At 54.8% G+C, this 17,139-nt stretch carries 10 protein-coding genes; 8 read left to right on the top strand and 2 right to left on the bottom strand.

Annotated features, from left to right (window positions below):
• Positions 1-36 precede the first annotated feature (36 nt).
• From C8275_RS00205 to C8275_RS00215, 3 genes are all read left to right on the top strand, one after another.
• Positions 37-1,293 (top strand): ATP-binding protein, encoded by a 1,257-nt coding sequence (locus C8275_RS00205; protein WP_106483630.1) that lies wholly within the window; start codon positions 37-39, stop codon positions 1,291-1,293.
• Positions 1,294-2,082: 789 nt separating this feature from the next.
• Positions 2,083-2,400 carry a type II toxin-antitoxin system RelE/ParE family toxin gene (locus C8275_RS00210; protein ID WP_022385090.1) on the top strand — a complete coding sequence of 106 codons (318 nt, stop codon included), beginning with the start codon at positions 2,083-2,085 and terminating at the stop codon, positions 2,398-2,400.
• An 8-nt stretch (positions 2,401-2,408) separates the two neighbouring features.
• A complete protein-coding gene (locus C8275_RS00215) occupies positions 2,409-2,744 on the top strand; it encodes a HigA family addiction module antitoxin (RefSeq protein ID WP_022385089.1) in 336 nt (111 codons plus the stop codon).
• 152 nt (positions 2,745-2,896) lie between these two features.
• On the opposite strand, the gene C8275_RS00220 is transcribed toward C8275_RS00215, so the two are convergent.
• Positions 2,897-4,255, bottom strand: a complete 1,359-nt coding sequence (locus C8275_RS00220) for an MFS transporter (RefSeq protein WP_106483631.1) — start codon at positions 4,253-4,255, stop codon at positions 2,897-2,899.
• 105 nt (positions 4,256-4,360) lie between these two features.
• Positions 4,361-5,971 carry a DUF6377 domain-containing protein gene (locus C8275_RS00225; RefSeq protein WP_234395669.1) on the bottom strand — a complete coding sequence of 537 codons (1,611 nt, stop codon included), beginning with the start codon at positions 5,969-5,971 and terminating at the stop codon, positions 4,361-4,363.
• A gap of 236 nt (positions 5,972-6,207) precedes the next feature.
• Here C8275_RS00225 and C8275_RS00230 point away from each other — a divergent pair, with 236 nt between their 5' ends.
• From C8275_RS00230 to C8275_RS00250, 5 genes are read left to right on the top strand one after another with little or no spacing between them, the layout of a single operon-like run.
• Complete coding sequence (locus C8275_RS00230; RefSeq protein WP_369861200.1) at positions 6,208-8,067, top strand: glycoside hydrolase family 13 protein; 1,860 nt, start codon at positions 6,208-6,210, stop codon at positions 8,065-8,067.
• 38 nt (positions 8,068-8,105) lie between these two features.
• The gene (locus tag C8275_RS00235; RefSeq protein WP_106483633.1) at positions 8,106-10,280 is read left to right on the top strand and encodes a glycoside hydrolase family 97 protein; all 2,175 of its coding nucleotides are present in this window, start codon (positions 8,106-8,108) and stop codon (positions 10,278-10,280) included.
• Positions 10,281-10,336: 56 nt separating this feature from the next.
• On the top strand, positions 10,337-13,369 hold the full coding sequence (locus tag C8275_RS00240; protein ID WP_106483634.1) for a TonB-dependent receptor: 3,033 nt from the start codon (positions 10,337-10,339) through the stop codon (positions 13,367-13,369).
• Positions 13,370-13,393: 24 nt separating this feature from the next.
• Positions 13,394-15,076 (top strand): RagB/SusD family nutrient uptake outer membrane protein, encoded by a 1,683-nt coding sequence (locus C8275_RS00245; protein ID WP_106483635.1) that lies wholly within the window; start codon positions 13,394-13,396, stop codon positions 15,074-15,076.
• Positions 15,077-15,134: 58 nt separating this feature from the next.
• Entirely contained in the window at positions 15,135-16,280 is a 1,146-nt protein-coding gene (locus tag C8275_RS00250) for a SusF/SusE family outer membrane protein (RefSeq protein WP_106483636.1), read from the top strand.
• Positions 16,281-17,139: the final 859 nt, after the last annotated feature.

Consider the following 17,139-nt stretch of genomic DNA (forward strand, 5'->3'; position numbering starts at 1 on the left):
CTTTACACTAGATTTTAGTATTAATGCGAAAGGTATATGACAAAAGATTTGATAAAACTGCTTATTTCGGAATATCAATCATATGTATCAGGAGTTGAACTCATCCCTCGTGATGTGGAACTTGTGGACGGACTTAATTATGTATTTGTGGGATTGAGGCATGCCGGTAAATCATACTTGATGTTCCAACGCATAGCGCAATTGATAGAGCAAGGGCATAAAAAAGAGGAAATATTATATTTCAATTTTGAGGATGACCGAATAGATTCCTTGGAGGTAAAAGATCTCGACTTAATAAAAACATGCTATGAGGAAATGTATGACTCTCGTCCAATATTCTTCTTGGACGAGATACAATTGGTGGATAGATGGGAAAAGTTTGCGCGTAGGTTGGCAGACCAAAAATATCAAGTATACATCACTGGCAGCAATGCAAAAATGCTGAGTAGCGAGATTGCAACCACACTTGGAGGCAGGTATATGATATATGAAGTGTACCCTTATTCTTTGAAAGAATATCTGAAAGCCAGTGGTATTGATATATTTGAAAAGAATGCAATGTTTGTATTTGGAAAACAGATTGTGAAGTTGACGAATACTTATTTTCAACATGGTGGGTTACCGGAAACTGTAGGCATGAAAGAAACACGTTCATGGATGAGCAACCTGTTCAGCAAAATATTCTTCGGCGATTTAGTGGCAAGATACAGAATACGCAATGATTATGCGTTGCGTGTGATGATACGCAAAATGGCTGAAAGCGTGAAGCAGCCTCTTTCATATAACAGAATTGCAAGCATTGTCAGTAGTACAGGCAAAAAACTAAGTACAGATGCAGCTATCGATTATATAGGATATATGACAGACACTTGGCTCATATTACCCTATGAGAATCTGTATGGCAAGTTACAAGACAAGGAGACAAATCGCAAATATTATTTCACGGATAATGGCCTGCTCCATCTTTTCCTTGTTGATGCCAATACTTCTTTGCTTGAAAACATTGTAGCAGTAACCCTCCGACGCAAATATGGTGATGGAAGTTATTTTTGGAATAGCAAGAATGCAGAAGTCGATTTTGTAGTTCCTGAAGAAAAACTGGCTGTACAGGTGTCATATTCCATGACTGATGCAAACACATCTAAACGTGAGATAGATGGACTAATAAAGCTACATTCGATTCAACCAATCAGCACAATGATTGTCGTAACGATGGAAGAAGAGAACATTATTGAAAAAGATGGTTTTCATATAGAGCTTGTCCCTTTATGGAAATGGTTGCTTAAATTCTAACATATTTGGAGGATTACATTCTCTATATGATTCATTAAGGTTTAGAAGACTCACCAAACCACAAGCAGCTTTTCCTATAAAAGCAATTCACAGAGATATGACACTATCTTTTTGCAACCAGTTCTTCACTTCTGCTTGACAAATTTACCCAAAACATACGTTTCAGCTAACGCGTATTTTTGAGGAATCGGGCAAAGTAGGTTATTTTAGGAATATTCATGCGAGACGGAACGCATAGATATTCAGAAGCAGGGGCAAAAACGAATATTTATACTGCGAAACAATATTGTTTGAGAAGTCAAACACTTGTGTTTGGCACGTGAAACAATATTGTTTGACGACCCAAACAATATTGTTTCGTCCGTCGAATAAAAATGTTTGGAGTAAAAAAGACCTGTTTTACGGTTCTTATACATTAATTTATGTTCATTCACCTTTAGTTTATCCGTCAGGACGCACAATGCGAGCGTGTGATTATGCACAGCTTTCGGCTGAAGGAAGAACTCACCGCGGCTATATCCAATCAATACATAGACAAAAGACAGGCAAATGCGGTCCTATCATTTCAAAGTGTATTTTGCGAATCGCCTGAGAATTCAAAAAAATCCAGCAAGCCGTATTTTGGCGCGAGCATCGCCGTTTTCAGGGCATTCGTTTGACAAATTGACAACACCGTCTTTCAGATGAGAGGGAAGTGTCAAAATGATAATATCGCTTTCAGAAAAGTGTTAGACAATTTGCGAATATAGGAATAAGGAAGTATCTTTGTACACATAAAGACAAGGCATTATGTATATCGAGTTCGATAAAGACTACTTGCGTGAGTTGTACGAGCTAGGACGCACAAACGACAAGAGGCACCGCTACCAACCTGAAGTAATAAGGGGCTACCAGAAAGCTGTTTTTCTGCTTTCATCTGCCAATGCTATTACTGACTTGTTCCAGAACAATGCTCTAAATTATGAAGTCTTGCAAGGTGATAAAAAGGGTATCTCTTCCGTGAGAATAAACCGCAAATACAGGCTTGAATTTACCGTACATGAAGTCTTTAACGAGCAAATAATTACACTTTGCCGTCTATTGGATATCAGCAACCATTACAAATGACATTCGATATGGAAACAGCAAAGAAAACATATGCACCGCATGAGTTACAGCCGTCCACACCAATACACCCCGGTGAAATACTGAAAGACGAGTTAGAGGCTCGCAACATATCGCAAAGGAAGTTCGCCGCCCTCATCGGCGTTTCTTACTCCGTACTTAACGAAGTTGTGAACGGTAAACGCCCAGTAACAACTGAATATGCATTGAAAATCGAGGCGGCAACGGGCATCCCTGCCCATGTATGGGTAAACATGCAGTCTGCCTACAATATGCAGACTGCACGGCGAAACAGTAAACTTGCCGCTGTGCTTGAAAACATACGCAAAGCTGTTGCAGTTCTCTGACAGGGTATAGGTAATCCTCCCACCTGCCTCCTCCCCTAAGCCCGGGAATATTCCTGCTTATCGTATGTGTGCAAAAAAGCCGTGCATCCATGTACAACGTACATGAGACACACGGCTATGTTTGTGTTGCATGCGTCGAACACACCACTGCCTTACTTCTGCTCCCGCACAAAGACCACGCAACAGGTGCCCACCAGCAGCAACAGACCTGCCAGCAGGAGCATGCTGCCTTCCGGTGCCAACCCATCGTCAGGGGTAAGGACACGCAGAATCAAGCCACCGGTAGCTGCCGCCACAATCTGCGGCACACAAATCGTTCCGTTGAACAAACCGAGGTAGGTGCCCATGTGTCCACCGGAAAGGGAGTTCGTCAGGATGGTGAAAGGCAGGGCAAGCATGGCTGCCCAGGCGCAACCTATCAGCAGGAAGGACACGAAGAGAGCATAGACATCGTGCATGAAAAAGGTGGAGATGAAACCGGCAGCACCCAGGAACAGGCTCAATGAATAGACGAAGCGCCAGTTCTTGAACAGGGGGATGACGGCAGCCCAAATCACGGAACCGACGGCTTGCACGGCAAAGTAGACACCGACCCAGTCGCCTGCCGTCTGATATTCCACCGAACTGGTGTCGAGCACCACACGGTTCACACCGTCGATGACACGTTCCACCACGGGGGCATCGAAGACATTGGCGGCAATCGCCCCGTTGGTGTAGGTCCACATGAACATGAAGGCTGACCAGCAGAAGAACTGTACCAGTCCTACGGTCCAGAAGGCTTTGGGGGCACGACGCAGGAGGGTGAAGACACCAACCTTTTCCGTCCGGGTGTCGTCGGCTATCCCGTGGTATTCGGCATAGAGAGCGGGAGGATACTCCTTGACCTTTGCCGTGGTGTAGACCACGCAGAGGATAAGGATGAAGGCACCTATATAAAAGGAATAGATGACGGAGTCGGGTATCACACCTTCGGGTGCAACCTTGCTGATGCCTACGGTTGCAAACAGGAAGGGAAAGAGGTAGCCTGCCAGGCTGCCGGCATTGCAGAGGAAGCTCTGGATGGAATATGCCAGCCCCTTCTGCTTCTCATTGACCATGTCGCCCACCATCATCTTGAAGGGCTGCATCGCCATGTTGATGGAGGTGTCGAGCAGCATCAGCGAGAGCAGTCCGAAAATCATGGCAGTGGAGACGGTCATGCCGAAACTGCCGGCATTGGGAAGGAGGCACATGACCAGTACCGCCACCAGTGCCCCCACAAACAGGTAGGGGATACGACGTCCGAAGCGCGTCCAGGTGCGGTCGCTCAATGCACCGACGACGGGTTGGACCAGGATGCCCGCCAGCGGCGGAAGAATCCAAAAGAAACTCAGGCTGTGAGGGTCTGCACCCAGGGTTGAAAAGATACGGCTGATATTTGCACTCTGCAAGGCGTAGGCTATCTGCACGCCAAAAAATCCAAAGCTGATGTTCCACAACTTCCAGAAACTTAAATCCGGCATTACTTTCATGGCTGAACAAAACGGTTTTAGTTTGATAATATATAAAGGTGTATATAAAGAGAGACTTTATTGAGTTGCAGTGGGAAAGTAATGGAGATGACGGCGGGCGACGTGTCAGAGGTTCATCACCTGCTGTTCGAAGGTATCCTTGTCGCCCCGGGCCTTGCCCCGTATCTTGCTGCGGTAGTTGTAGACCGTCGCCAGGGAGTAGCCCAGGAAGTGGGCGATGCTGTTGGCGTCGGTCACTCCCAGTCGGATGAGCGCAAAGATACGAAGTTCTGTATTGAGTAGTTCATTCTGTTTGGGATAAATTTTGCCCTCATCGGTCAAAAGTTGGTTAAAATCGGTGATAAAATTGGGGAAAAGGTCAAGAAATGACTTGTCAAACTCCTTGTAGAACGCTTTCCGCTCGTCTTGCAGGAAGTTGTCCGAGCGTACCAGCTTGACCAGCTCGTCCATCTTCGAGGCACGCAAGAGCTTGTCGAGCGAGAGTCGGTATTGCTCCAGCTTCTCCAGGTACATCACGCAGCGGTCCAGGTAACGGGCAATGTAGACCTCCTTGATTTTGCCTGTTTCTTCCAGCGTACGGTTGGCAGCCATCAGCTGTCCGTTGGCAATCGAGAGGTTCTGACGCATCTGCGCCAGCTTCTTCATGCTGATATAGAGGTAGACGGCAAGCGTGATGAAGAGAATCGCCAGTATGCTCACACTCACGGAGATGACGTACTGAAGGTCGTGCTTCTTCTCTTCCAGGTCACGGTAAGCGCGTTCGACGATTGGGTAGAATTCCGTGACTTCGAGGAAACGCAGACGGGCGTTGCATGCCACCGCATCCTCCATGGAGCATGCCATATAGCGGTATGCCCGTGCCAGGTCTCCCTGTTCATACATCAGCCTTGCCAACCGTTGGAGGGAGGCATATTCGCGGGCAGCCATACGGATGTCAACCAGTGCAGTACGGGCAAGGTAGTAGATTTCGTGCTCCACATCCCCCTTCTTCTGCCAGGCCTCGAACAGCGTGTAGTTCAGGTAGGCACGGTTGGGCATGGTCATTCCGTCTTCATCATGCGACGCCAACAGCGACAGCGCCTCGTCGGGGTTGCCGGCAAGCAGGAGCCTTTCTGCACGGACGATGTCGGTGGAGAGTCCCGGACCAATGATGCTGAGGATGGAGTCGCGATAGGCTTCCGTGATTTTCAGGTATTTCTCCTTGGCAGGTTGGTAGGCGGTGTAGTCGGCAAGCCAACCGTGATACGCCCGTTGGGTGTGGTAGTAGTAGAGCAGTCCGCCTGTCGAGAGAGCATCTTTATGCACGCGTGCCAGTTCGGTGCCTGCCTCGTTGTACATGCCCATGACACCCATCACTTCGGCACGGTTGATGCGCACTTCGTTTTCCAGGTCGAGACGGTTCAGCCGGGGCAGCAGCCGGGCTTTGCGTTCGACATAGGCAAGGGAGGAATCTGCCTGGTAATGCAGGTATTCATAGAACAGTGAGCCACAAAGGTCGCATTGCTCCTGTGGGGTGGTTGCCGTCTGCAGGACTTGCTTCAGGCTGTCAATCCTCGCTTCCTTCAGACGGTGGTAGTCGCTCTTGTGACGGATGGTCCGGTCCAGTTGTTCCAATATTTCTTTGGTCTGACGGTCGTAATCCTGTCCGAAAAGTGGAGCCGCCGTCCACCCGAACAGCATCCCCATCAGGAGAAAACAGGTCTTCATGGCTTTCATTTGCATATCTTTCGTGGTTCGTAGCGACAAACATACGAAAAAAGAGGTAGAAGCACTCCATAAACACCTTTATTTTTCCGGAAAAAGCTTCCTTCTGACTTATATTATCCGGGTATCCGGTAAAAGCTATTCACCTCATTTACAAAGGACTAATATTTCTACTGACTTATATTTATTTTCCAGCCTACCCAAAGGCTGTTGATAGTGCCTATCTTTGTACAAAACCAAATGAGAATATCATGAAAACGTTGCTAATGACTTTGATGACCTGCTTGCTGGGAACAGTCTCGCCGACGGTTGCCGCAAACACCTTCCATGTAAAGAAAGTATCACCCCCGTTCTGGTGGGCTGACATGAAGAATCCCCAATTGCAAATCATGCTCTATGGTGACGACCTTGCATCTGCCGACGTCTCCATCCGGGGCGAAGGCGTTCTCCTGCAAGAGACCGTCGTACTGGATAATCCCAACTACCTCCTATTATATGTCGACCTGTCACAAGCCAAGCCGCAGACGTTTGACATCCTCCTTCAGAAGGGACGGCAGAAAGCCATGGTGCCCTATGAACTGAAGGCACGTACGCGACGGGGCAGCGACATCCAAGGCTTCGATGCATCCGATGTGCTCTACCTCATCATGCCCGACCGTTTCGCAAACGGTTCGACAGCGAATGACGTTATCCCCGGCATGCTCGAACAGGGTGTGGACCGCACGGAGCAATATGCCCGTCACGGGGGAGACCTGAAGGGCATTGCCGATCACCTGGACTATCTGGCTGACCTGGGCATCACCGCCATCTGGCTCAACCCCATTCAGGAAAACGACATGCCCGAGGGGTCCTACCACGGCTATGCCATCACGGACTACTTCCAAGTCGACCGTCGGCTGGGTACGAACGAGGAGTTCCGCGAACTGACCCGGCAGGCACAGTCCCGTGGCATGAAGGTGGTCATGGACATGATATTCAACCACTGCGGTGCAGAGAATCTGCTGTTCAAGGACAAGCCTTCGAAGGACTGGTTCAACTTCCGCTCGGAATACGTACAGACTTCCTACAAGACGGCTTCCGTCTTCGACTCCCATGCGGCAGACTATGAACGCACCATCGCTACCGATGGTTGGTTCACCCAGTCAATGCCCGACTTTAACCAACGCAACCGCCACGTGGCGCGTTACCTCATCCAGAGCAGCATCTGGTGGATCGAGTATGCGGGTATCAACGGCATCCGTCAGGACACGCATCCTTATGCCGACTTCGACTTCATGGCGCAATGGTGCCGGGAGGTGCTTGCCGAATATCCGCACTTCAACATCGTGGGCGAGACCTGGCTCAACAGCAACGTGCTGGTGTCTGCCTGGCAAAAGGACAGTCGGCTGGCAGCTCCGCGCAACTCGTTCCTGCCCACCGTGATGGACTTCCCCCTGCAAGGGCTGATGAACCGTGCCTTTGACGAAGAGACCACCGACTGGAGCGGCGGGCTGTACGGGCTCTATGACTACCTGACGCAGGACTTCGTGTATGCCGACCCGATGCATCTGCTCATCTTCCTCGACAACCACGACACCTCCCGTTTCTATACGAAGGAAGAGCAGACTGCCAACCTCGACCGCTACAAGCAGGCACTGGCCTTCCTGCTCACTACCCGTGGCATTCCACAACTCTACTACGGGACGGAGATTCTCATGGCGGCAGACAAGGCGGAAGGTGACGGATACCTGCGCCGCGACTTCCCGGGCGGTTGGCAGGGCGACAAGACCGACTGCTTCACCCGTGCCGGACGGACGGAACTGCAGAACGAGGCGTTCGACTATGCACGCAAGCTCCTCAACTGGCGAAGGGGCAACGAGGCCATCGCCAAGGGGACGCTGAAGCACTTCTCCATCGCCAACGGGGTGTATGTCTACGAACGGCGCTACGGAGACCATTCGGTGGTGGTCATGCTCAACGGGACGGACCGTCCGCAGACGCTTGACCTGAAGCCTTACGCCGAAATCCTTCCGCGGAAGGAGGCGACGGACTTCCTGAGCGGACAGACCCGTCAGCTGACCGACAAGCTGGAACTGAAGGCACGCGACGTACTCCTCCTCGAATTCTGACCGGAACACAAACAAATCATCCCTATACCATTATCCTTATGAAACATTCACTCATACTCACCCTCTGCTGCTTCCTCGGGCTTTCCGCCGGGGCACAGCAACTGAAATCACCCGACGGCAACCTGACGCTGGACTTCAGCCTCAACAACCAGGGAACGCCGGTCTATGAACTCACGTACAAAGGTCACCCCGTCATCAAGCCGAGCCGGCTGGGACTGGAACTGAAGCGTGAGGATGCCAACAAGAAGACCGACTTCGAATGGACCGAGCGCAAGGATGCCGACCGTCTCGATGCCAAAGCTGACCTGATGACCGGATTCAGCATCAACCGGACGCAGACCGCGACGTTCGATGAGACATGGACCCCGGTGTGGGGCGAAGAGAGCCGCATCCGCAACCACTACAACGAGCTGGAGGTGACGCTTGACCAGGCAGCCACACAACGGCAACTGGTGCTCCGCTTCCGCCTGTTCGACGACGGACTGGGCTTCCGCTACGAGTTCCCGCAACAGCCGGAGCTGAACTACTTCGTCATCCGCGAAGAGCGCACGGAGTTTGCCATGGCGGGAGACCACACGGCTTTCTGGATTCCCGGCGACTATGACACGCAGGAGTACGACTACACCACCTCGCGCCTCTCCGAGATACGGGGACTGATGAAGAAAGCCTACACCGAGAACTCCTCGCAGACGCTCAGCTCGCCCACCGGCGTACAGACGGCTCTGATGATGAAGACCGACGACGGACTCTACATCAACCTGCACGAGGCGGCACTCGTGGACTACCCGTGCATGAACCTGAACCTCGATGACCGCAACCTCGTGTTCCGCTCCTGGCTGACACCGGACGCACGGGGCGACAAGGGCTACATGCAGACGCCCTGCCACACGCCGTGGCGTACGGTCATCGTGAGCGACGATGCCCGCGACATCCTTGCCTCGCGCATCACGCTCAACCTCAACGAGCCGTGCAAGCTGACGGACACGTCGTGGATCAAGCCTGTCAAGTATGTGGGCGTCTGGTGGGACATGATTACCGGACGGGGCACCTGGGCGTACACTGACGACCTGGCAAGCGTGAAGCTGGGCATCACCGACTACACGAAGACCAGACCCAACGGCCGCCACTCCGCCAACACGGAGAACGTGAAACGGTACATCGACTTTGCAGCGAAGCACGGCTTCGACGCCGTCCTCGTGGAAGGATGGAACGAAGGATGGGAGGACTGGTTCGGCAAGAGCAAGGACTATGTCTTCGACTTCGTGACACCGTACCCGGACTTTGACGTGGACGAGCTGCAACGCTATGCCGCCTCGAAGGGCGTGAAGATGATGATGCACCACGAGACCTCCTCGTCCGTGCGCAACTACGAACGCCACATGGACCAGGCGTACCGCTTCATGGTGGACCACGGATACAACGCCGTGAAGAGCGGTTACGTGGGCGACATCCTTCCGCGCGGAGAGCACCACTACGGCCAGTGGATGGTCAACCACTATCTATACGCGGTACAGAAGGCCGCCGACTACAAGATTATGGTCAACGCCCATGAGGCGGTGCGCCCCACCGGGCTGTGCCGCACCTATCCCAACCTGATAGGCAACGAGTCGGCACGTGGCACGGAGTATGAAGCCTTCGGCGGCAACAACGTCAACCACACCACCATCCTGCCCTTCACCCGCCTCATCGGCGGACCGATGGACTACACGCCGGGCATCTTCGAGACACACATCGACAAGATGAACCCGGACAACCACTCGCAGGTGCGCTCCACCCTCGCCCGTCAGCTGGCACTCTACGTCACCATGTACAGTCCGCTTCAGATGGCAGCCGATGTGCCGGAGAACTACGAGCGGTTCCTCGACGCCTTCCAGTTCATCAAGGACGTCGCCATCGACTGGGACGAGAGCCGTTACCTGGAAGCGGAACCGGGCGAGTACGTCACCATCGCCCGACGCGCCAAGGGCACCGACAACTGGTTCGTGGGCTGCACGGCAGGCTACAACGGACATGTGTCCAAGCTCGCCTTCGACTTCCTGACCCCGGGAAAGACCTACGAGGCAACCATCTACGCCGACGCCAAGGATGCCCATTGGCAGACGAATCCCCAGGCATACACCATCACCCGCAAGAAAATCAACTCCCGCTCCAAGCTCACCCTGCGTGCGGCTGTGGGCGGAGGCTATGCCATCAGCATCAAGCCGGTGGAATAAGCCACGGCACATACATTCTTACTTTACTATCGGATTCTTAACTTAAACACAATAGCATGAAGATGAACTCAATCATTCAAGTCTCCAGCAGACAACTCATGGTCCCGGCAGCATGCCTGATGCTCTCCGTGCAGGCTTTCGCACAGCAAGCCATCACGGTGAAGGGCGTTGTCAGAGATAAGGCCGGCATGGAACTCATCGGCGCAAGCGTCGCCGTCAAGGGTTCGACGAAGGGTGTCATTACCGACATCGACGGACGCTTCACCTTGAAAGCCAACCAAGGTGATGTCCTGGTCATCTCCTTCCTGGGCTACCGCACCCGGGAGGTCCCCGTCTCTCCCACGATGGATGTTACCCTGGAAGAGGCAACTGAATTGCTCGACGACGTCGTGGTCATCGGCTACGGTACGGTGAAGAAGGACGATGCCACCGGCTCGGTGAGCGCCATCAAGCCCGACGAACTGAGCAAGGGTATCACCACCAGCGCACAGGACATGCTCGCCGGCAAGGTCGCCGGTGTGAGCGTGATAAGCAACGACGGCGCTCCGGGCAGCAGTTCGACCATCCGCATCCGAGGCGGCTCGTCGCTCAACGCATCGAACGACCCGCTGATTGTCATCGACGGACTACCCATCGACAACAGCGGCATCAAGGGTATGCCCAACGGACTCTCCATGGTCAACCCGAACGACATCGAGACCTTCACCGTCCTGAAGGATGCTTCTGCCACCGCAATCTACGGTTCGCGTGCCTCCAACGGTGTCATCATCATCACCACCAAGAAGGGCAAGAGCGGTTCGGGACCGAAGGTGAGCTACAACGGCTATGTCTCCATGGCAACCGCAACCAAGAAATACGACGTCCTCAGCGGCGACGAATACCGTGCCTACATCCAGCACCTGAAGGACAACGGCGCACAGCTCGACACCCCGCTGGGCGATGCGAACACGGACTGGCAGGACGAAATCTTCCGCGAAGCCGTGAGCACGGAGCACAACATCTCCGTCACCGGAGGCTTGAAGAACATGCCTTACCGCGTCTCGATGGGATACAACTACAACGACGGCATCATCAAGACGTCCAACTACCAGCGGTTCACGACCGCAGTAAACCTCGCCCCGTCGTTCTTTGACGACCACTTGCGATTCAACATCAACGCGAAATACATGCACGGGAAGAACCGGTTCGTGGACGCCGGCGTCATCCTGGGTTCGGCACTCGCCATGGACCCGACACGCCCGGTCTACTCGGACGACCCCGACGCCGTGAAGTTCTTCGGCGGCTATTACCAGAAGTCGGTGGGCTTTGCCGTGTCCGACCCCAACTGGACCGCCAAACCCTATGAGAACTCTCCGCGCAACCCGGTCGCCGAACTGCATCAGAAGAACGACGGCTCCCGCAGCGACGACTTCATCGGCAACATCGAGATGGACTACCGCGTGCACTTCCTCCCCGACCTGCGCATCCATGCCAGCCTCGGCGGTGAATATGCAGAGGGCACGCAGCGCACCGTCATCTCGCCCTACTCCTACAGCAACAACTACTACGGATGGGACGGCATGCAGACGGAGTTCAAGTACAGCACGACGCTCAATGCCTACGCCCAGTATGTCAAGGAGCTGGGCAACCACACGCTCGACGTGATGGTCGGCGGCGAGGAACAGCACTTCCACCGCACCGGCTACTCGCAGGGCGCCGGCTGGGACAGCTACCTCCAGCAGAAGTACAAGGAGGAGAAGCGCAGCGAGAAGGCATACGGCACCCACAACTCCCTGGTGTCCTACTTCGGCCGTCTGAACTACACGCTCCTCAACCGATACCTGCTCACCTTCACGATGCGCTTCGACGGTTCCTCCCGTTTCTCGGACGACAACCGCTGGGGCAAGTTCCCCTCGGCAGCCTTTGCATGGAAGATGAAGGAGGAAGGCTTCCTGCGCGACGTCGAGGCCCTCTCCGACCTGAAGCTCCGTCTGGGCTGGGGTATCACCGGGCAACAGGCGGTCGTAGACCAGGACTTCCCGTACCTGCCGACTTATAACATCAGCAACCAGTACTCGCAGTACCTCTTCGGTGACGAGGGTTACAACACCCTGCGCCCCAACGCCTACAACCAGAACCTGAAGTGGGAGCAGACCACCACGTGGAACGCCGGATTCGACTTCGGCTTCCTCAACGGACGCATCTCCGGCAGCCTCGACGGATACTACCGCGAGACCAAGGACCTCATCAACAAGGTGAAGATTCCCGTGGGCACCAACCTCAGCTCCAGCCTCATCAAGAACATCGGTTCGCTGGAGAACTACGGCGTGGAGTTCAGCATCAACACCAAGCCCGTCGTGACCAACGACTTCACGTGGGACCTCTCCTTCAACGCCACCTGGAACCACAACGAAATCACCCGGCTGACCGATGCCGACAACGACTCCTACTACGTGGACAGCGGCGACGACGCCCCGCGCGGCAACGGCAACAAGGCACAGGCACACAAGGTGGGCTACCCTGCCGGCTCGTTCTACGTCTACCAGCAGGTGTATGACGCCGACGGCAAACCCATCCAGGGCATGTTCGTCGACCGCAACGGCAACGGGGAAATCGACCTCGACGACCGCTACATGTACAAGAAACCGGCAGCCGACGTCCTCATGGGCCTCACCTCGAAGATGCTCTGGCGCAACTGGGACTTCAGCTTCGCCCTGCGTGCAAGCCTCAACAACTACGTCTACTACGGACGCCTGGCAGAGAACGCCAACGTGGCAGCCGACGGTCTGTTCGCCAACAACACCTACGTAAACGTCATCAAGGAAGCCATCGACCTGGGCTGGACCGACTTCAGCAACTACCGCTCGGACTACTTCGTGCAGAACGCTTCCTTCCTGCGCTGCGACAACATCACCCTGGGCTACTCGTTCAAGAACCTCTTCAAGAGCATCTACTACGGAGGAGCCACGGGCCGTCTGTATGCCACCGTGCAGAACCCCTTCCTCATCACCAAGTATGACGGACTCGACCCGGAAGTATCCAGCGGCATGGACAAGAACCCCTATCCGCGTGCCACGACCTTCCTGCTCGGTCTGAGCCTGCAATTCTAACCACCCCAAAAGCACATCATGATTATGAAACAAAGGTACTTCAAGCATATCCTTCCGGCTGTCCTCCTTACGGCGGCCGGACTGGGGATGGGCTCCTGCGTCAACGACCTCGACATACAGCCCATCGACCCCCAACAGCCTGCCTACAACATCGACCAGAACTTCGCGTTCGCCTACTCCCTGCTGGGCAGCGAGGGAAACCTGGGACTCAGCTCCGACGAGGACAAGGCAGGCTTCTACCGCACCGTGTTCTCCCTGCAGGAGTATCCTGCCGACGGCGTCATCTGGCAGTGGCAGGAGAATGCCGGCATCCCCGCTCTGACCAACCTCAGCTGGGACAACGGCACGAACATCCCCGAGTGGGCATGGCTCCGCCTCGGATACGACGTGACGCAGTACAACCTCCTGCTCGGCAACCTCGCCGGGAAGGACGATGCCGAGAGCGTGAGACGGCGTGCCGAGGTGCGCTTCCTCCGCGCCCTGCACTACTGGTACAACCTCGACCTCTGGGGCGTGGCTCCGGTGAAGGAGGTCTTTGACAACAACAACCCCGTGCCCAAGGCAGGACAGGAGCTCTTCGACTACATCGTGGCAGAGCTGAAAGCCGTCGAGCCGGACCTCTATGCCCCGGGACAGGCTCCCTTCGGACGCGCCGACCGGTCAGCCTGCTGGCTGCTCCTGGCACGCCTCTACCTGAATGCCGAGGTCTACACCGGTACCGCCCACTGGGCAGAAGCCCGCGAGTATGCCAACAAGGTGCTCACCGACGGCTACCACCACCTGACGAACAACTACAAGGCGCTCTTCATGGCGGACAACGATGTCAACATGGCGGTGCGTCCGGAGATTGTCTTCCCCATCCGTCAGGACGGAACACGGATGAAAGAGGCGAGCAGCGCCGCCAAGTTCCTGGTCTGCGCCTCGCGCGACGGTGCCAAGCCGGTCATGCCCGACCTCAGCTCCAGCACGTGGAACTGCCTCCTGCTGAAGAGCTCGACCCTCCTCAAGTTCTTCCCCACGCTCGACGACGTCCCTTACCTCAAACCCGACGACTTCAAGTCGGACTATGAGAACTTCAGCCGTCAGGAAGTCATAGCCTTCGACCGGGAGCACGGCATCGGCACCGACGACATGGTGGCGAAAGCCGGCGACGACCGCGCCCTCTTCTACGGCGGTGTCGGTGGCGGCAAGCACTCGGTGAGCAACGACCGCAACGGCGCACAGCCGACCGACAACTTTGCCGGCGACAAGGGACTGCGTGTCGTGAAGTGGAGCAACCTCCGCAGCGACGGCAAGCCCGCCAGCGACCCCTCGGACCCCGATACCGACGTACCTCTCTTCCGCACGGCAGAGGCACAGCTCATCGTGGCGGAGACCTACTTCCGCGAGGGCAACAAGGCAGAAGCCGTCAAAGCCATCGCCGCCCTGCAGCAGATGCGCAACCGCAAGGACCTCGTGACGTCCGCCAAGCTCGACGCCGACTACCTGCTCGACGAGTGGTGCCGCGAGTTCTACTGGGAAGGCAGACGCCGCAGCGACCTGCGCCGCTTTGGCAAGTTCACCTCGTCCGACTACCTCTGGGAGTGGAAAGGCGGCGTGAAGGAAGGCCGCGGAGTGGACGACAAGTACAACACCTACCCCATCCCCGCTCAGGACTACAAGGACAATCCCAACTACCAGGGCTTCGGAGGAGTATGGTACAAATAAGCAGGCGGGCGCACAACGCCCCGTCAGCTGAATACTAATCCCTAAAAAACAACAAGCAATGAAACGCATCACACTCTATACCCTGCTCGCGGCAATGACACTGGGCGCACCGCTCTTCACGGCTTGCGACTCCGACCGCGACGACAACCCCATCCTGCGAACGGATGCCACGACCTTCACCGTCGACGAACTGGGCACAGCGCCCTACGTCCTCACGGCTGAAGGCGACAACCAGCTCACCCTGAGCTGCACCCAGCCGGACTATGGCTTCCCGGCTGCCGTTACCTACAGCGTCGACATCTGCCTCAACGACCGGTTTGAGGAAGGCAAGACGCAGGCCCTCGGCGAGTACAAGGGACACAGCTTCACCCTCAAGAACAAGGACCTCAATGCCGCCGTGGTCAAACTCTGGCAGGCTGAAAACGAAGGCGACTATGCCGGGAAGGACGCCACCGTCTACTTCCGCGTGAAGGCACGCCTCTCTGCCAACAACAGCGGCGAGACGACCGGCAACCTCGTGCACGCCACGGTACGGATGTTTGCCATCCCCGTCACCGTCGAGCTGCCCGAAGCGATGTACCTCGTCGGGGCTGACATCGGCACGGCATGGAGCACCTGGCAACCGCTGGTTGCCGTCACCGGACTGCCCGGCGAGTTCTGGGGCATGTTCTACTTCAGCGAAGGCGGCGAGTTCAAGTTCGGCAAGTTCGAAGGCGACTGGACCGGCTACGGCGCCATCAAGAGCCTGAAGGACGAGGCGGACGCCGGCGTGACAGGCTCCGACAACATCAAGGTGGGCAAGGCTGGATGGTACATCGTCTGCATCACTGCCAAGGCGAACGCCACGGGCGACAACCTCGACTACACGATGACCTTCCTCCGTCCGGAAGTCTACCTCATCGCCGCCCCGAACGGCACGTGGGGCTACGACGACGCCTGGAAGTTCACGGTGCCTGCGACCAGGGACGGCGAGTTCGTCTCCCCTGCCCTGGCAGGTCCCGACATGCTGCGCATAGCCGTCAAGGCGGGACAGGACTGGTGGCGCACCGAGTTCACCCTCAAGAGCGGCAAGGAAATCGTGTACCGCGCCAACACCGGCGTGGGCGACAACCTCAGCGAGCTGGGTCCCGAGTATGCTGCCAGCGGAAGCAAGGGCAACAAGGTCTACCTGAACTTTGCCAACGGCACAGGTTCCATCAAATAGCAAATACAACTAAAATTATTCTTTCAATAGGTATTCATTCTATAGATTGACCGACGGAGGGCGAGCGACCGGATGCAGACAACCGGTTGCCGCCCTCCGTCCCTTTTTCCCCCGCACCGTCCGTCCGCTCCTGTCATTTTGTCAAAGTGTCAAACGAAGCCGCCGAGAAGGGCCTTCGTTGCGCCAAAATACGGAGGGATGACCGGGAAGGGAATTCTCAGGCGATTCGTCCGGTGCACCTTGACGGCATTTTCGTCCGTTTCCTGTCCTCCTGCACTGTTTTTCTCTTCCTTCGTTCCCTTCCGTTGGTCTTTTCACACGGACGGGCACAATTTCACACCTGCGGAATCGTGTCCCTCCGGGCGCTGAAAAATGAAAACAGGTCCCTGTTTTCGTACGGACGAACGACTACGACGGTGCGGACACGTCGGTACGGTGGTACGGACGCGTCCGTACGAAGCCAATCACAGGTGCTTTTGACCGTGTGTATGGGTGCGGAAGATGGTTTTTTCGCGTTAGAAAGAGTGTAATTATACAAACGTATGTTTATTCTGATGTGTTCTGACGGACATCTCTTAAAATATTTAACGCGCGTTTTTCTAATTGGGACAAATTTGCAGATTTGTGCGTTACCTGAAAACGTTGAATTGGGGAAATGTGATGTTAAAACCGGGAAAACGGTGCCGTTTTGACAAACGGGGAAAAATCCATTGTCCATTGTCCATTGTCCATTGTCAATTGACAATTGTCGCCCCTACATTCACTGCCCGATGGGTTCGGGCAGAAAATCACCATTTTTAGGTATTTCATACCGTCCTGTACGCCTGTACCTTTGCATCCGCAAAAAAGAACGATTATC

The organism is Bacteroides sp. Marseille-P3684 (genome assembly GCF_900291465.1).
Lineage (GTDB): Bacteria > Bacteroidota > Bacteroidia > Bacteroidales > Bacteroidaceae > Phocaeicola_A.